Origin of the sequence: Pseudomonas sp. MF7453 (genome assembly GCF_016405455.1) — a bacterium.
In the GTDB taxonomy this organism is placed as follows: Bacteria; Pseudomonadota; Gammaproteobacteria; order Pseudomonadales; family Pseudomonadaceae; genus Aquipseudomonas; species Aquipseudomonas paralactis.
On sequence record NZ_JAEKCN010000001.1, the window covers coordinates 556197 to 573394 of the forward strand.

The following is a 17198-nucleotide window of genomic DNA, read 5'->3' on the forward strand; positions in this document are numbered from 1 at the left end:
CCTGTGCCTCAGGCTGGGGTTGGCCTGTGGATTGGCACTGCCGCTGCCGTTGCCTGCCGCGACGAGCCAGAGCTTCCAGGTCAGCGCGACCATTACCCCTGGCTGCCTGATCGTGGGCGGCGGGTCCAACTACGGCGCGTTGAGCTATGGCAGCTATTCGGCACTGGCCACCGGTACGGTCACGGCGGCCCTGACCGGCGGTGTGACCTTGCAATGTACACCGGGGGTGGCGCTGAGCATGAGTGTCGATGGCGGCCTTTACAACAGTGCCGGGCGCAATTTGCAGCTCAACAGCGGCAGCGCGCGGGTGGCCTATCAATTGTTTCGCGATGCGGCGTTCAGCCAGAGCCTGGGGGTCAACCAGAGCGTCAGCGTGACTTACAGCGATGCCAACACCATCAGCCTGCCGATATACGGGCGGGTGGTATTACCGGGCAATCAGCCTGGGGGGACGTACAGCGACACGCTGCAGGTGCAGCTGTCGTGGTAGGGCTAACGGTATTGAGGAGTGGATTTATGCGTTCAACTTCCCGGCGGTGGTGGGCCGCGGGTATTGCCTTGGGACTTTTGTGCAATGCAGGGCTGGTGCAGGCGGCCAGCTCGGTGCTGATCTGGCCCATCGACCCGGTGTTGGAGGCCGATCAACAGGCTAGCGCGCTGTGGCTGGAGAACCGCGGTACGGAGACGGCCAACCTGCAAATCCGCGTATTTGCCTGGAGCCAAAACGGCTTCGACGAGCAGTACCAGAACCAGCGCGACGTGATCGGCAGCCCGCCGGTGGCCAAAATCGAGCCCGGCCAGAAGCAACTGGTACGCCTGACCCGCACCCGCGAAGTGCCGCCGGGGCAGGAACTGGCCTATCGCATCATCATCGATGAAATCCCCTCGGCGCTGCAGGTGCCGGCGCCGCCGGAAGGCAAGAACACGGCAGCGGCGATTCGCTTTCAGATGCGTTATTCGGTACCGCTGTTCGCCTACGGCGCCGGGTTGTGGAGCAAGGACGACGCGACCCGCCAACGCGACCCCAAGGGTGCAGGCAAGCCGGACTTGAGCTGGCAAAAGGTCAACGTAGGTGGGCGCAGTTACATCGAGGTGCGTAACCAGGGCGCCGTGCATGCGCGGCTCACCGATGCCTCGTTCAAACAAGGCGGGCAGACTCGGCCATTGGTAGAAGGTTTGCTCGGCTATGTGCTGCCGGGCGCGAGTATGCGCTGGCCGGTGCCGGATGCCGTATCGGCCGACCAGCCGTTGCAGGTCAGGGTCAACGGCGCGCCGCAATTGGAGAGCCTGGCGCCCAAGCGATAACGGTTATGTCGCGCAACGGGCACACGCCCGGGTTTTAACAGGATGGAGATGTCCATTGAAGGACACAACGCCATGGTGAGTCGTGGCTGGGCTCGAGGTTTATGGCCGTCGGTGGCAGTGGCAAGCGGGCTGTGGGGCGCTGCGATGGCAGGCGACTTACCGCCGCCGCCCGGCAGCATGGAGGCAGTTGCCGATGCACAGCTGTTTCTGGAACTGGTGGTCAACCAGATGGACACAGGCCGCGTCATTGCGGTCGACCAGCGCGCCGGCCAGTTGTTCGTGCCGGCCAGCGCGTTGCAGGAAGTGGGCATGAAACTGCCCGGCGAGCCTGTCGGCAGCGTGGCCCTGGACCAGGTTCATGGGCTGCACAGTGACTACGACAGCAATGGCCAGCGCCTGTTGCTGGATGTGCCGCCGTCCTGGTTGCAAGCGCAGTTTATCGGCAACCGCAACACCTATCCGCGCACCCAGGCCATGAGCAGCTTCGGCGCCTTGCTCAACTATGACGTGTATTTCAATGACACCGATGACGGCGGCAGCTACCTCGCCGCCTGGAACGAAGTGCGGCTGTTCGACACCTGGGGCACCTTGTCCAACACCGGACAGGTGCGCCAGACCCTGGCCGATGGCATCAATGACAATGCCCTCGGTAACGGTTATCGGCGTTACGACACCACTTGGCGATTTTCTGATGATGAGCGCTTGCTCACCTACGAGGCTGGCGATGTGATCAGCGGCTCGTTGCCCTGGAGCAGCTCGGTGCGCCTGGGCGGGGTGCAACTGTCCCGAGACTTTGCAGTGCGCCCGGATTTGGTCACTTACCCTTTGCCGCAGTTCGCCGGTGAGGCGGCAGTGCCCTCGTCGGTGGACCTGTTTATCAATGGCTATAAATCCGATACCGCGCAGCTGCAACCCGGTCCTTATACCCTGACCAACGTGCCCTTTATCAACGGTGCCGGGGAGGCTGTCGTGGTGACCACCGACGCCCTCGGGCGCCAGGTATCGACCACGGTGCCGTTCTATGTAACCAGCACCTTGCTGCAACAAGGCTTGACGGATTTTTCGGTGGCTGCCGGTACCTTGCGTCGTGACTACACCCTGCGCGATTTCGGTTATGGGCCGGGCGTGGCCAGCGGCACCTTTCGCTATGGCTACTCCGACAACCTGACCCTGGAAAGCCATGCCGAAGCCTCCAGCGACCTGACCCTCGGCGGGCTTGGCGGCAACCTGCGCCTAGGCAACTTCGGCGTGCTCAATACCGCCCTCAGCCAAAGCCAGTTCGACAGCCGCAGCGGCCAGCAACTGAGCCTCGGCTACCAGTACAACAGCACCCTCTACAGCCTGATGTACCAACGTGTCGAACGGCGCGATGACTACGCCGACCTGACCCTGGTCGACACCCCATACGCCAGCCTCAGCAAGCGCAGCGAGCAAGTGACGCTGAGCCTCAACCTTCAACGTTTCGGCAGCCTGGGCCTGGGTTATTTCGACGTGCAGGCGGCAGACGATTCGCGCACGCGCCTGCTCAACCTCAGCTGGAGCAAACCCCTGTGGCGCAACACCAGCTTCTACCTGTCGGCCAACCGCGAAATCGGCGACAGCAACTGGGCCATGCAGGCGCAACTGGTGATCCCGTTCGACCTCAACGGCAGCCTGGCCTTGAGCACCGAGCGCAGCAAAGATGGCGCCAGTCGCCAGCGCATCAACTACAGCCGCGCGGTGCCCAGCGAAGGCGGCGTAGGCTACAACCTCGGCTATGCCCAGGGCGATGCGCCAAGCTATCGGCAGGCTGACCTGACCTGGCGCTTGCAGTCAGTGCAGTTGCAGGCCGGCGTTTACGGCAGCAGCGATGCCGAAACGCGCTGGGTGGATGCCAGCGGCTCGCTGGTGTGGATGGGCGGTGAAACCTTTGCCGCCAACCGTATCAATGACGCGTTTGTGGTGGTGAGTACCCAGGGGTTCGCCGGGATTCCGGTGCGCTACGAAAACCAGTTGGTGGGCCAGACCGACCGTAACGGTCATTTGCTGGTGCCGTGGAGCAGTGCGTATTACCGCGGCAAATACGAGATCGACCCGCTGAACTTGCCGGCGAATGTACAGAGCCCCAATGTGGAACAGCGCGTGTCGGTACGCCGAGGCAGCGGCTATCTGTTGGAGTTTGCGCTGCGCCGGGTGCTCGCCGCGAGTGTCACGCTGGTGGACCGCCAGCATCAGGAGTTGGCGCTGGGCAGCCTGGTGCTGCACGAGCAAAGCAACACTCAGGCGGTGGTGGGGTGGGATGGGCTGGTCTATCTGGAAAATCTCAGCGCCCACAATACCCTGCAGGTCACCCTCGGTGAGGGGCGTACCTGCCAGGCGACATTCGACATCGATGAGCAACAACAGGACGTGCCCCTCATCGGGCCGTTGGTGTGCCAGTGAGTGCTTGAGCAAGGAGGCTGCGGGTGAGGGGCAAGGCATGGGTGTATGGGGCAGGGCTGTTGTTTTCCGGGCAGGTTATGGCGGTGTGTTCGGTGGTTTCCACGGTGCCGGCCAGTTTCGGTTCGATCAGCTCGATGACGGTGCGCACTGCCGCGCAAACCAGTTCTACCACCAACTCCGGATTGAGTTGCACCCAGGCGTTGATTTCGCTGCTGGTGTCTACCGACCACTTCTACGCCACGATCACCTCGTCCACCGCTGGCATGGTCGGGCCGACCGGTGATGTGATTGGCTACACGATTTATGGCAACAACAGCACCAGCTATCCCATCACCCGTGGCACCCAGTTCGATTTCGGCGGTGCTGGCGGCATTGCCCAGAGCATTGGCCTTATCGCCGGGCCCGGGGCGAAAACCGTGCCGTTGTACCTGAGCAGCATTACCGGCAGCAATATCGCAGCGGGGCTGTACACCGAGACACTGAACATTGCCTGGGTGTGGAATTATTGCTCGGGGATCGGCCTTGGCGGCATTTGTCTGGGGCGTGACACGGGCAGCGGCACGGCAGCCCTTACGGTCAGCATGACGGTGACCAATGACTGCCAGATCACCGCGCCGAATATCAGCTTTGGCAGCGCGCCGGTGGTCAGTGGGTTTACTGCAGTGACCGGCCAGACCATCAATATTGCCTGCACCAAAGGCAGTGCCTATACGGTGGGCTTGAGCGATGGCCAGAACCCGCTCAGCGTCGGCGGGCGCCGGCGCATGGTTTCGGGCAGCAACTACCTGGCCTATGACCTCTTCAAAAGCGCCGGTACCACGCGCTGGGGCAGCGTCGGCGCGGCGCGGCGGGCCAGTTCCACCGCGGAGGTCAACCCCGGCAATGGGTTGGGCATCGGCAGCCAGGTGTTTAACTACAATGCGCGCATCTACACCGACCAGCCCACGCCACCCGGCGGCACCTATCTGGACAACGTGGTGCTGGACGTAGGCTTTTAAAACTTCATCAGCGCCGGGGTGGGTTGGTCTGTCGGGCTGACCATTGCGTAGTTGTAGCCGCCGCCCGACCAGTACTCGGCCTGCAAGCCATCGGCGCTGCGGCTGCCACGGGGCAGGAACCCATTGTTCGGGCCCGGCGGGCGGATATAAAAGCTGATGCGTCGGCCCTGGGGGTCCTGGTACAGCACCATGGCCGCTGCACCCTGATCGGTGGTGAGCAGGCGCCCGCTGACCGGCTTGAAGCCTGCCTGGCTGAGGTCGGGCAGGCGATGGGCTTGCTTGAAGTAGCGGTCAAGCCAGGCCTGCATATTGCCGCTGCCCTCGTCGTTGTAGTCGGCGGGCATAATGCCGTCCTGAGCAAACAGGCGATAAGCCTGCATGGCATCGGTCATCGGCAACGGCTGTGGCTGGGTGGCTTCGCGGGCGTGCCAGCCGCCAAACCCGCCAAGGCTCACGGCGATCAGCAACACCGCCGCCGTGGCGAAGTGGCGGCGCGACTGACGCTTGATGCGCTGACGGATCAACGCCGGGTCCAGTGCCGGGTTACTCGGCTGCTGCAGGGCGCCGCTTAAGGATGCCCGCAATAACTGCGCGTCCTGTTGCCAGGCGTGGACCTGGGCGGCCGCTTCGGGGTGGTTGGCCAGCCAGGTTTCAAGCGCGCGGCGGTCACTGTCCGGCAGTTGGTGATCGACGTAAGCATGCAGGTCGCGTTCGCTGGGGGGCAGGCTGATCATTTGAGTCTCCGCAGGGCAGGGCCGGCAATTTCGCCATCGCTGAGCTGACGCAACGCTTGACGCGCGCGGGACAGGCGCGACATCACGGTGCCGATAGGTACCGCAAGTATCTCGGCGACTTCCTTGTAGCTCAAACCCTCCACAGACACCCACAGCAGCAGGGCACGCTGTTCGGTGGTGAGCTGGTCGAAGGCTTGCAGGGTGGATTGGGCCATCACTGTGCGTTCCACCGAAGGTTGCGCGTCATCGCGACCGGTGAAGAATTCGAGCATACGTGCATAGCGTCGGCTGCGACGGTGTGCGTCGAGGAACTGCCGATAGAGGATCGCGAACAGCCAGGCGCGCAGGTCGCCTTCGATACGCTTATCGGCCCAGGCGATGATCGCCCGCTCCAGAGTGGCCTGCACCAGGTCGTCGGCGCTGCTGCTGTTGCGCGTCAGCGATACGGCAAAACGTCGCAACCTGGGGATGAGTTCGTGTAACTGTTCGTCGAGTTCATGCATGGGGATGAGTCTACTCACGTGTGTTGAAGTAGACGTTGGTCCCTGTAGGTTATTCCACGCTTTGCGCAAAGAAACTTCCCGGCTAATACGTGGGAAGCGTCTGTATACCTTGAGAGTCTGTAATCTCGTGCGCAGCCCTCTATCCACCCTTGCATCTGTCGGCATTAAGCCGGCAGTTGAATAGTGAGAGGGTGCTTATGACGTGTTTGCCGAGTGATAAACAGTTTTTTTCCTGCATCTCGCTGGCTCATTTGCCTGCCGCGCAGCGGGTTTTATTTGAGCAATGGGGTTGTGGCCTCTCAACCCGAGCCACCTACGCCAACGTGCACCACGCCTTCGAAGCGCAAGCGAGGCTGGCACCCCAGGCGACCGCTGCGGTATGCGCGGGCCAACGTATCAGCTATGAACAACTCAACCGACAAGCCAATCGATTGGCTGAGCATCTGCTTGGGCAGGGTGTTAAGCGTGGGGACACGGTGGGATTGTTCGTCGAGCGCTCGATTCCCATGCTGGTCGGGCTCCTGGCGGTGTTGAAGATTGGCGCCGCGTATGTCCCTCAGGACGCCAGAATCGTACCCACCCTGCAATTGGGCATGGTCCTCGAATCATTGACCAGCCCGGTGATTCTGACCTTATCGAGCCTGGTGGAGCGCATTCCGGCAGACGCGTCCCACCGCTGCCTCAATTTGGATACGTTCATTGCTCAAACGCCATGGCTGGCTGAAGACAATGATTGCGTGCGTGTCGGTGCTGGCCCGGATGATCTGTGCTTTGTACTGTTTACATCTGGAACTACAGGGCGCCCTAACGGCGTGTGTGTCAGCCACCGTAACGTATGCAACATTCTGCTCACTGAACCTGGGCGGATGGGGATGGCACCGGGTCGTACCGTAGGGCAGATTCTCAATATCGGCTTTGACATGGCGGCTTGGGAAATACTCGGTTGCCTGGCTCATGGTGCGACCTTGCTGATTCGCGGCAAAGACATCGCACAGACGGCCGCACAGTGCAATGTGTTGATCGCAACGCCTTCGATACTGGCCACCCTTGAGGCTCGACAGTGTCCCCACCTCGACGTCGTTGCGGTGGCTGGAGAAGCCTGCTCCCAGGCCCTGGCGGATCGGTGGGCCGAGCACTGTACGTTCTACAACGGCTGCGGTCCTACCGAGACGACCATCGTCAACACGCTGCACCGGCATGTACCAGGCACGCCACTGACTATTGGCCGGCCAACCCCCAATAACACTGTCTATGTGCTCGATGAGCAGGGGCGTGCCTGTGCCTTGGGTGAAACGGGAGAGATGTGGGCCGGTGGTGCGGGTGTGACAGCAGGCTACCTGAACAATACGGCATTGACCCAGCAGCGATACCGTCCGGATCCCTTTCTCGGTGGCGACGCCATGATGTTCCGCACACGAGATTTGGGGCGCTGGGTGGGAGACGGCCAGCTCGAACACTTAGGGCGCGTGGATGACCAAGTGAAAGTCCGCGGCTTTCGCGTGGAACTGGATGCGGTGTCGGCGGCTCTGGAGGCCGGCGCTGGATGCATGCGCGCCGTCACTTTGAAGCTGGACAGCCGCACGTTGGTGGCCTTTGTTTCGCCTGCCAGCACTGACATCGAGGCTTGCCAAACCGCGTGCCAACAGCGCCTGGCCTATTACTGCGTGCCTCAGTCCATCTACGCAGTGGAGCATTTTCCACTGACAGCGAGGGGCAAGATCGATAAGGCATTGTTACTGCAAACGGCCCGGGAGAACCATTTGGCGGTGCTGGCGTTCGCGACCGGGGAGCCCGGCCATGATTGATACGCTGATCCGTACCGTTGTACCGCCCAAGCCGGCGCTTTGGCGTCGCTGGACGTCACTGCCGATGTTTTCCTGTTACAACCGCCTGGCAGCCGCCGCGCTGATGGGCAACCTGGTGTTTTTGCTGTTGGCTTTGGACCTGCACGCCATCACGGTTCAGACGCTGTCGGACATGGTGCTGATCAACCTGTCGGTTGCCATTCTCGTTCGCCAGCAATACGTGATCAATGGGCTGTTCTGGCTGGCAACGCGAGTACCGCCTACATGGCCCTTACAGGTGCGGCGTAGCGCGGCCAAGGTGTACCACTTCGGTGGGCTGCACAGTGGCGCAGCCTTTGCGGCCACTGGGTGGTTTGCCGCCCTGGTTGGCGTGCAGGTTACGCGTTACCTGCAACAACCTGACAGTGTTTCGGTGGCCGGGTTATGGGTCAGCGTTATGCTGCTCAGCTTATTGCTGCTCATAGTGGTCATGGCTCAACCACGTATTCGAGGCCGGTTCCACAATGGGTTCGAACGCGTTCATCGGTTTGGCGGTTGGAGTGCGTTGCTGTTGTTCTGGTGGCAAACGTTACTGACCACGTCGAGCCTGCTGCACAGCGTTACGTTTTGGATGCTGGCAGTGCTGACCCTGAGCGTCCTGCTGCCCTGGCTGCGGCTGCGCAAGGTGGCTGTTGAACACGCACGGCCTTCCGGGCATGCGGTGATTACGCGTTTGAGCCACACCACACCGTTCGCCGGTTCATCCACCGCGATCAGCCGCAACCCACTGCTGGAGTGGCATTCCTTTGCCAATATTCCCACGCCACACGAGGCGGGTTTCCGCCTGATAATTTCCCGCGCAGGGGATTGGACCGGGCGATTTATCGAGGACTTGCCGCGCCATGTGTGGGTTAAGGGCATCACCACAGCGGGTGTTGCCAATGTAGAAACCCTGTTCAAGTCGGTGGTGTACATCGCCACTGGCAGCGGCATCGGGCCTGTCATGCCGCATCTGCTGGCGGCTCAGGTACCGATTCAGTTGATCTGGTCTGCCCGTAGCCCGAGGACGACCTATGGCGATGAACTGGTGGAGGAAATTCTGCGCGCCCAGCCTTGCGCATTGATCTGGGACACCGATGAGCGCGGCAAGCCAGACCTGGTGAAGTTGGCTTATGGCGCAGTGCAAGCCTTTGGTGCAGAAGCCGTGATCTGTATTGCCAACCAAATGGTGACCCAGCGTCTGGTGCAAGAGTTGGAAGCTCGGGGAATACCCGCCCATGGCGCGATCTGGGATTCCTGAGACAGCCCCAAGTGTGAATAACATCAATCAGTGGAGATGCCTATGAACGTGTTTGTGGAACGTCATGATCGAGTGGTCCTGGTCAAGCTCAACCGTCCTGAAGTCAAGAATGCGCTGAGTTCGGCGCTGATGACTGAGTTGATCAGTCATCTGGAAGCAATGGATCGAGACCCTCGGATTGGGTGTTTTGTCATTACCGGCACCGCAGAGTTCTTCGCGGCAGGGGCCGATATCAAAGAGATGAGCGGCAAGTCCTATCTGGACGTGCTCAACGAAGACTACTTCGTCGGTTGGGAGGGCTTCACCCGTTTGCGCACCCCGACGATTGCCGCAGTGGCGGGCTATGCGTTTGGCGGAGGCTGTGAGCTGGCGATGATGTGCGACATGATTTTCGCTGCTGATACCGCCACCTTTGCACAGCCTGAAATTAAGCTAGGCGTCATCCCGGGCATGGGCGCGACCCAGCGGTTGACCGGGCTGATCGGCAAGGCCAAGACCATGGACCTGGTGTTGACTGGCCGGTCAATGACCGCCACGGAAGCAGAGCAGGCGGGGTTGGTGTCGCGGGTTTACCCGGCTGCGAACTTGCTGGACGAGGTGATGGCGGTGGCGGCACAAATTGCCTCCTTCTCGCGAACGGCCACCCGTGCAGCGCGGCAGGCGGTGGAGCATTCTCTGGAGGTCGGGTTGCACGAAGGTGTGCGTCAGGAGCGAAGGTTGTTTCATGGCCTGTTTGCCACGCCTGATCAGCAAGAAGGAATGCAGGCATTTCTTCACAAGCGGCAGGCCTTGTTTAATCAGCCCTAGCCGGCACTCGATCTGGCCGCGCGTTGACTACAAAGAAACTACAGTGAAGGGGGAATAAGCCTACGTGGGATTCGTCTCATAACACTTTCCCCCTGCGGCCTCGGGCCCTGGAGCTTCTATGGTTGATCACTCTTTACCGCCGCGTCCGCCTCTTGGTACTACAAGTCTGCTCGTAAGGCTGGCGTGTATAGGGGGCGTGGTGGCAGTGTTGGTGGTTGCATTTGCCTACGTCAACGGCACCCTCGACCCACAGCGTCTGCGGCCAAAGACCTTGGTCAATGCCCTGGAAACCAATAACGGCGTACACCCGGGCTTTCGCCGCAATCATGCCAAAGGTGTGTGTGTGGCGGGTTACTTCGAGGCGAGCACAGAGGCGCGTGCTTACTCCAGCGCCCAGGTGTTCAGCGAGGCCAAGACCCCGGTAATCGGACGGTTTGCCTTGCCCAGCGGTAACCCCTATGCACCGGACAGCAGTGTGCCGATTCGCAGCTTTGCCGTGCAGTTCAGTCAGGCCAACGGCCAGCAGTGGCGTACGGGAATGAACAGTATGCCGGTGTTTCCGGTGGGCACGCCCGAGGCGTTCTACCAGTTGCTCAAGGCGGGTGCGCCAGACCCGGCCACCGGCAAGCCCAACCCTGCGAACATGCCGGCGTTTTTTGCCGCACACCCGGAGACGGCGCCATTCCTGGCCTGGGTCAAGACCGCCAAGCCATCGGCCAGTTATGCGACGCAAACCTACAACGGCATCAACGCCTTTTACCTGGTGGGCGAAGGTGGCAAACGCCAGGCTGTGCGGTGGAGCGTGGTGCCGCAGGCCCAGGACGCAGCGGGTGATACCGCGCCGTCGGGCAGTGATTTTCTGCAACAGGATTTGGTGCAGCGCCTGGCCGCCGGGCCTTTGCGTTGGCAGTTGAACATGACCCTGGCCAACCCCGGTGACCCCCTGGATGACGCGAGCAAAACCTGGAGCGGTCCGCACACGGTGCTCAACGCCGGCACCCTGGTGTTGCAAAGCAGCCAGCCGCAGGCAGACGGTGATTGCCGTGATATTAACTTTGACCCGCTGATTTTGCCCAGTGGTATCGAGGCCTCCAACGATCCGCTGTTGGCCGCACGTTCCGCCGCGTACGCCAGCTCATACCTGCGCCGCGCGGGAGAAGTCAGCCCGTTGCACAGCGCCCCTCAGGAGTCGAAGCCATGAATGCTCAACCGCGTTTTTTCGCGCCGCTGGCGCGTCTGCTGCACTGGCTGATGGCGCTGATGATCATTGCCATGCTGTTTATCGGTGCGGGACTGGCGGCGTCGGTGTCTGAGCGCCATGAGTGGTTGATCCACCTGCACAAACCGCTGGGTATTGCGATTCTGGCGCTGGTGATTGTGCGCTTGGCTGTGCGTTTTTCCACCCGGCAACCGCCTTTGCCTGCCGACTTGCCGATGTGGCAAGTGCTGGCGGCCAAGGCTTCCCATGTGCTGCTTTATGCGTTAATGCTGGTGTTACCGCTGCTCGGCTGGGCGATGATTTCGGCCGCCGGTGACCCGGTGATGCTCAGCAGCTCCGTGCAACTGCCTGCGCTGGTAGGGGCGAATGCGCCGTTGTTTGCGCTGTTGCGCAAGGCTCACGGCTACCTTGCCTACCTGTTGTTCCTGACGGTGCTGGTGCACTTGGCTGCGGCGTTGTTTCACGGGTTGATCCGCCGCGATGGGGTATTGCAGAGCATGACCGGCACGCGGGATTAATCGCTTCTGTGGCGAGCGAGCTTGCTCGCCATAAAACGCTTGCCGCAGGGGGTTAGCGCAACAGCCCGACGATATCGGCGACGCTGCTCAATACGTCCTTGCCCAGCTGTTTCGATCGATCGCCCGACCAGCCGGTACGCGGGTTGGGCGCATCGTCGTTGTCCTTGAAGGGTATTTCCAGGGTCAAAGACAGGCAGTCGTATTTCTCACCGACCGCGTTGCAGGCCAGGGTCATGTTGGCTTCGCCCGGCAGGTCGCGGGTGTAGCCGTGGGTAGTTTGGAAGTCCCGGGTCAGATGGCTCAGGTGGTTGCGAAAGCGTTTTTCCAGAGCTTCGATGCGTGGGGTGTAGCCTGGATTGCCTTCGCAGCCGGCGGTGAAGATGTAGGGGATTTCTTCGTCGCCATGGATATCGAGGAACAGGTCCACGCCGTACTTTTCCATTTGCTGCTGCACAAACAGCACTTCCGGGCTGGTTTCCTGATCGGCGCTCTGCCAGGCGCGGTTGAGGTCCTGGCCCATCGCGTTGGTACGCAGGTGACCATGGAAAGCGCCGTCGGGGTTCATGTTGGGCACCAGGTACAGGTCGGCTACTTTCAGGAGTTTTTTCAACTCGACGTCACCGTCCTTTTGCAGGCGCTCAATCACGCCTTCCATAAACCATTCGGCCATGTGTTCGCCGGGATGCTGCTGGGCAATGATCCACACCTTGAGGCGGCCTTCAGCCCCTTTGCCACGACGCAACAGTTGTATATCGCGCCCTTCGATACTCTTGCCGGTGGCCAGCAGCTTGACGCCGGCGTACTTCAGGGCTTGTTCGATCAGCCAGTCGTGGCGTTCACGGCTGTAGGGTTCGAAGTAGGCGAACCATGCGTGCTTTTCGCGGGTCTGGAGCGTGATATGCAGAATCTCGCCATCAAAGCGCGTTGGCACGCGGAACCAGTTGATATGGTCATAGGACGCCACGGCGTTGTAGCCGCTCCAGGCGTGTTTATAGGATGAGCCACCCGCGTTGCTCAATCGAAAGGTGTGGGTGTGCCCCACGTGCATGCCTTCGGCCTTGAAGTGGAACCATTGAAAATGTTTGCTACGGGTATCAGGTTTGATTGCCAGCAACAACTGATAGGCATCGCTGGCATCCAGGACCTGGATATTGCCGCTGTCGAAATCGGTGCTGATCTTGATGGAGGTCAAAGCCACGGTCATAGTCTGGTTGCCTGAATATGAGTGATGTGGCGGCTATATTACACAGAGGTCAGGTAAAACCTGGATGCAAAATTGTTGCACGGGGAGGGGGCGTCATCCGTGACGCCGCAGCAGCTTAGGGTCTATGAGATTGATTCTCAAGCGCTATTTCGCAAAGATCCGGCCTAGAGCAGTTGCGTGGCTTTCTTTCTGCGATGCTCTTTTGCTACCATGCGCGCCATCGAGCAACACACAGTCTTCATTAGCCTGAAGCCATGCCAGGGAAACTGGCAAAAAAAAGACCCGGCCAAAGAGCCGGGTCAAAAACCGTGATTAGCCTGATGAGGAGATATTCCAAGAGTCCGACCTAAGGTCCCTTGGTCTATCGACTGATCTCGCGATCAGCTGGGTCCAATAATAATCATTATCATTTGCAAGTCAAATGTTTTTATCCGTGGGATAGAAATATTTTTCTTTCGTGTCTGTTACGCGTTTGCCTGGGCCTCTGGCGTTTGCAACGAGCGCTCCACCATCGCCTTCGCCATATCGATCAAATACACCACGGAAAACGCCAGGTCGCGCTGATTGCCCTGATGGCGGCACGCTGACTCGTAGGCGGTTGCCGCAGCACTGCGCAGCAGGTCCGAAGCATGAACCAGGGCCTCCTCCTGGCTGACGCCCGGCTTGATCGCGAACAGGGCACCTTCCACGTCCGGCGTCGACATCTCTTCTTTCAAGTAATAGTCCAGCGCGCGCTGGGCTGCGTCGCTGTGGCACATGTGTTGTAACTCAACGTGTTCCGGTGTTTCGGGCAATGAATGCGGGCTATTGGTCATAAGCGGCAGTACTCCGGTGGGTGTCGAAATCCTTAGGCTTGATGATAGTACGTATCGTATTTATGTCGTTTTATGGATTACTACAAACTGTTTATTGCCCCGAAAAATACGCACCGTATTGTCAGGCGCCATGGATAACTGGATAGCGTTGGTCAAAGCCAACATGAAAGACCGCAAGGTCACGCAGGAGCAATTGGCGGAGCGCCTGGGCATGTCCCAGGGCGGTGTCGGCCATTGGCTCAACAAGCGTCGAGTGCCAAGCCTGGCGGACATGAACCGGGTACTGGCCGAGCTGGGGCTGGGCTACCTGGAGGTGGCGCTGGAGATTCGTGAGCGGGCCGTGCAGGAGCCTGTGTTGGAACAGCACTACAACCCGTATTTCCGCTACCCGGTCAGCGATTGGCAGCAGGCGTGCGAGCTGCGCGAAGAACGTGCAGCCTATGGGCCTGGCCGCTACGAATTAACCGATTACCACGCTCGTGGCGAGGCGTTCTGGCTGCCTGTGACGGGCGACGCCATGACCGCGCCAACGGGAATGAGCATCGGTGCCGGGATGATGATCCTGGTGGATCCGGCCATCGATCCTGTACCCGGCAAACTGGTGGTGGCCCAATGGGCCGGCAGTTCCCAAGCCACTTTTCGTCAATTGCAGGAAGAGAGCGGCCAGCGCTACCTGGTGCCGCTCAACCCCACGTACCCCAAGGCGCTGCTCACCGACGACTGCCGCCTCCTTGGCGTCGTGGTGCAAGCCAGCGCGAAGTTCTAGTCGGTGCTTTCAAGCTCCACCAGCGCGCTGCCTTCGGCAACCATTTCACCTTCCTGGCAGAACAGCGCCTTGACCACACCGGCATGGGGCGCACGAATGCTGTGTTCCATCTTCATGGCTTCAAGTACCACCAGCTGTGTGCCAGCCTCAACAGTTTGGCCAACCTCCACCAGCACGCGCACGATACTGCCGTTCATCGGTGCGCTGAGCCCGCCCTGATGAGATTGGCCGGCCTCGACCGCGGCAATCGGGTCGAACAGCCTGACGTCATGCATCTCGCCCTCCCAGCGCAGGTACAGGCTGCCTTCGTTGCGGACTGCCAGCTGGGCACGGCGTACACCCTGGTGTTCGATCAACAGTTGTTCGCCGCACAGTTGCGACGCGTGCCCGGCCAATGTCACCAGCCGATCTTGCCCGTTGCAGCTCAGATGCAGCGACACTTCGGCGGGCAGCCCCGTGCGAAAGCCCTGGTTATTGGCCCAAGGCCCATCACCCACCGGCAGGCTCTGCATAAACGCCGCGCCCGCGGCCTGCCAGAATACCTCGCTCAACGCACCGGGCGCCGGTAGCAGTTCATCCTGATAACGCGGGATAAACCCGGTATCCAACTCAGCCGCCGCAAACGCGGGATGGCCGACGATGCGCCGCAGAAAACCCAGGTTGGTCTTGAACCCACCCACGGCAAACTCATCGAGCATACTTAAAAGACGCAGGCGGGCCTGTTCGCGGTCTTCGCCCCAGGCGATCAGTTTGCCGAGCATCGGGTCGTAGAAGGGCGACACGCTGTCCCCTTGCTCGACACCGCTGTCCACCCGACGGCCCGGGCCTGGGCTGGACTCGCGGTACAGCGCCAGGTGCCCGGTGGCCGGCAGGAAATCATTGGCCGGGTCTTCGGCATACAGCCGCACTTCAATCGCATGACCGATCAAGGGTACCTGTTCCTGCGTGATCGGCAGTGCCTCGCCCTGGGCGACCCGGATCTGCCAGGCCACCAGGTCCAGACCGGTAATCGCTTCGGTGACCGGATGTTCCACCTGCAGTCGCGTGTTCATCTCCATAAAGAAAAACTCGCCACGGGCATCCAGCAGAAACTCCACCGTCCCGGCACCCACATAGCCGATGGCCTGGGCCGCACGTACGGCCGCTTCGCCCATGGCCTTGCGCTGCTCAATACTGAGCCCTGGCGCCGGCGCTTCTTCGACGACCTTTTGATGGCGCCGCTGGATCGAACAGTCGCGTTCATTGAGGTAAAGACAATGACCATGCTGGTCGGCAAATACCTGAATCTCGACATGACGCGGCTTGAGCAAGTACTTCTCCACCAGCATCTGCCCATTGCCGAAGGACGACAGTGCCTCGCGCTGGGCGGAGGCCAGGGCGTCGGCCAATTGGCTGACATCCTCGACCACCTTCATGCCCTTGCCGCCGCCACCGGCCGTCGCCTTGAGCAATACCGGGTAGCCAATACGCTCACAGGCGTCGCGGAAGGTTTCCAGGTCCTGGGCCTGACCGTGATAGCCCGGCACCAGGGGCACGCCTGCGGTTTCCATCAAGGCCTTGGCCGCCGATTTGCTGCCCATGGCGTCGATGGCCGCAGCGGGAGGGCCGAGGAAGATCAAGCCTGCCGCCTCGATGGCCCGGGCAAAGCCGGCGTTTTCCGAGAGGAAGCCGTAGCCGGGGTGAATCGCCTGGGCGCCACTGGCGTGGGCGGCGGCAATCAGTTTGTCGATTTGCAGGTAACTGTCGGTGGCTTTGCTGCCTCCCAGGTCGACACAAATATCCGCCTCGCGGCTATGGCGCGCATCACGGTCGATGGCGCTGTGCACGGCCACGGTCGTCAGCCCCATGGCCTTGGCGGTGCGCATGACTCGGCAGGCGATCTCGCCACGGTTGGCCACCAGGAGGGTAGTCAGTGTACTCATGAGCGCGGCTCCTGGGCTTGCCAGCTTGGCGCACGTTTTTGCAGGAAGGCCCGCAACCCTTCCTGGCCCTCGGCGCTTACCCGAATGCGTGCGATGGCATTTTCGCAATACCGTCGCAGTGCAGGGGTGAGTGCGCCGTGACCGACTTCACGCAGCAAATCCTTACTGGCGCGCATCGCCGCCGGGCTGTTTTGCAGCAGGTTGGCGACCCATTGATCCACGTGTTGATCCAGGGTTTCGACCGGATAGCTCTCCGCCAGCAAGCCGATCTCCCGTGCCCTTTGGCCACCAAACCGTTCGGCCGTCAGGGCATAGCGACGGGCTGCGCGTTCGCCAATGGCCTGCACCACGAACGGGCTGATCACTGCCGGCGCCAGACCGATGCGCACTTCCGACAGGCAAAATTGCGCATCATCGGCGCCGATGGCCATGTCGCAGCAACTGATCAGGCCCAGCGCGCCCCCATAGGCCGCGCCTTGCACCACGGCCAGCGTGGGAATTTTCAGCTTGGACAGGTTGTACATCAGCTCCGCCAGTTCGCGGGCGTCGTCCAGGTTGGTGTGATAGTCCAACTCGGCAGACTGTTGCATCCAGGCCAGGTCGGCGCCGGCGCTGAAGTGCTTGCCGCGCCCGCGCACCACCAGAAAGCGCAGAGATGGGTCGCCTTGCACCTGGTCCAGGGCAAGGATCAGTTCGCGGATCATTTCGGCATTGAACGCGTTGTTCTTGGCTTCACGACTGAGCCACAGCGTGGCAAAGCCACGGCTGTCGGTGATCAGTTCGAGGGTGTTGAAATCGTTCATGCAAGGAGCTCCATGATAATGAGAGGCCTCCTGTAGGAGCGAGCTTGATCGCGAAGGTCGTCAACGATAACGCGGGTATTCTGGATGTTCGCGTTGCTC

At 60.9% G+C, this 17198-nt stretch carries 16 protein-coding genes; 10 read left to right on the forward strand and 6 right to left on the reverse strand.

Going from position 1 to position 17198, the window contains the following annotated elements:
• The first annotated feature begins 1 nt into the window (after window position 1).
• The 4 genes from JFT63_RS02700 to JFT63_RS02715 all read left to right on the forward strand — a co-directional run bounded on the left by JFT63_RS02700 (window position 2) and on the right by JFT63_RS02715 (window position 4724).
• A complete protein-coding gene (locus tag JFT63_RS02700) occupies window positions 2-490 on the forward strand; it encodes a Csu type fimbrial protein (RefSeq protein ID WP_198843481.1) in 489 nt (162 codons plus the stop codon).
• A 26-nt stretch (window positions 491-516) separates the two neighbouring features.
• Window positions 517-1305, forward strand: coding sequence for a fimbrial biogenesis chaperone (locus JFT63_RS02705; protein WP_057700515.1), 789 nt, complete (start codon window positions 517-519; stop codon window positions 1303-1305).
• 72 nt (window positions 1306-1377) lie between these two features.
• Window positions 1378-3726 carry a fimbria/pilus outer membrane usher protein gene (locus JFT63_RS02710; protein ID WP_198843482.1) on the forward strand — a complete coding sequence of 783 codons (2349 nt, stop codon included), beginning with the start codon at window positions 1378-1380 and terminating at the stop codon, window positions 3724-3726.
• 77 nt (window positions 3727-3803) lie between these two features.
• Window positions 3804-4724 (forward strand): Csu type fimbrial protein, encoded by a 921-nt coding sequence (locus tag JFT63_RS02715; protein WP_198843483.1) that lies wholly within the window; start codon window positions 3804-3806, stop codon window positions 4722-4724.
• Here JFT63_RS02715 and JFT63_RS02720 read toward each other — a convergent pair.
• Together JFT63_RS02720 and JFT63_RS02725 are read right to left on the reverse strand one after the other, a co-directional pair.
• A complete protein-coding gene (locus tag JFT63_RS02720; protein ID WP_198843398.1) occupies window positions 4721-5458 on the reverse strand; it encodes an anti-sigma factor family protein in 738 nt (245 codons plus the stop codon). The genes JFT63_RS02715 and JFT63_RS02720 overlap by 4 nt on opposite strands.
• Window positions 5455-5961: a sigma-70 family RNA polymerase sigma factor gene (locus JFT63_RS02725; protein WP_198843399.1), complete on the reverse strand. Its 507-nt coding sequence runs from the start codon at window positions 5959-5961 to the stop codon at window positions 5455-5457. The genes JFT63_RS02720 and JFT63_RS02725 overlap by 4 nt, the downstream gene beginning before the upstream one ends.
• A gap of 197 nt (window positions 5962-6158) precedes the next feature.
• On the opposite strand from JFT63_RS02725, the gene JFT63_RS02730 reads away from it, so the two are divergent.
• The 5 genes from JFT63_RS02730 (at window position 6159) to JFT63_RS02750 (ending at window position 11589) form a co-directional block, all read left to right on the forward strand.
• Window positions 6159-7766 (forward strand): amino acid adenylation domain-containing protein, encoded by a 1608-nt coding sequence (locus tag JFT63_RS02730; RefSeq protein ID WP_198843400.1) that lies wholly within the window; start codon window positions 6159-6161, stop codon window positions 7764-7766.
• The gene (locus JFT63_RS02735) at window positions 7759-9045 is read left to right on the forward strand and encodes a hypothetical protein (protein ID WP_198843401.1); all 1287 of its coding nucleotides are present in this window, start codon (window positions 7759-7761) and stop codon (window positions 9043-9045) included. Before JFT63_RS02730 ends, JFT63_RS02735 begins: the two co-directional genes overlap by 8 nt.
• Before the next feature lie 42 nt (window positions 9046-9087).
• Complete coding sequence (locus tag JFT63_RS02740) at window positions 9088-9852, forward strand: enoyl-CoA hydratase-related protein (protein ID WP_032880559.1); 765 nt, start codon at window positions 9088-9090, stop codon at window positions 9850-9852.
• 118 nt (window positions 9853-9970) lie between these two features.
• On the forward strand, window positions 9971-11053 hold the full coding sequence (locus tag JFT63_RS02745) for a catalase family peroxidase (RefSeq protein ID WP_198843402.1): 1083 nt from the start codon (window positions 9971-9973) through the stop codon (window positions 11051-11053).
• The gene (locus JFT63_RS02750) at window positions 11050-11589 is read left to right on the forward strand and encodes a cytochrome b (RefSeq protein WP_057700511.1); all 540 of its coding nucleotides are present in this window, start codon (window positions 11050-11052) and stop codon (window positions 11587-11589) included. Before JFT63_RS02745 ends, JFT63_RS02750 begins: the two co-directional genes overlap by 4 nt.
• Window positions 11590-11641: 52 nt before the next feature.
• Here the strand turns inward: JFT63_RS02750 and JFT63_RS02755 are convergent, their stop codons facing one another.
• Window positions 11642-12793 (reverse strand): M14 family metallopeptidase, encoded by a 1152-nt coding sequence (locus tag JFT63_RS02755; RefSeq protein WP_198843403.1) that lies wholly within the window; start codon window positions 12791-12793, stop codon window positions 11642-11644.
• 464 nt (window positions 12794-13257) lie between these two features.
• Complete coding sequence (locus JFT63_RS02760) at window positions 13258-13608, reverse strand: DUF6124 family protein (RefSeq protein ID WP_198843404.1); 351 nt, start codon at window positions 13606-13608, stop codon at window positions 13258-13260.
• Window positions 13609-13738: 130 nt separating this feature from the next.
• Between JFT63_RS02760 and JFT63_RS02765 the strand changes: the two genes are divergently transcribed.
• Entirely contained in the window at window positions 13739-14374 is a 636-nt protein-coding gene (locus JFT63_RS02765) for a LexA family protein (protein ID WP_198706695.1), read from the forward strand.
• Here JFT63_RS02765 and JFT63_RS02770 read toward each other — a convergent pair.
• Complete coding sequence (locus JFT63_RS02770) at window positions 14371-16296, reverse strand: acetyl/propionyl/methylcrotonyl-CoA carboxylase subunit alpha (protein ID WP_198843405.1); 1926 nt, start codon at window positions 16294-16296, stop codon at window positions 14371-14373. The genes JFT63_RS02765 and JFT63_RS02770 overlap by 4 nt on opposite strands.
• A complete protein-coding gene (locus tag JFT63_RS02775) occupies window positions 16293-17099 on the reverse strand; it encodes a gamma-carboxygeranoyl-CoA hydratase (RefSeq protein ID WP_198706697.1) in 807 nt (268 codons plus the stop codon). The genes JFT63_RS02770 and JFT63_RS02775 overlap by 4 nt, the downstream gene beginning before the upstream one ends.
• Window positions 17100-17198: the final 99 nt, after the last annotated feature.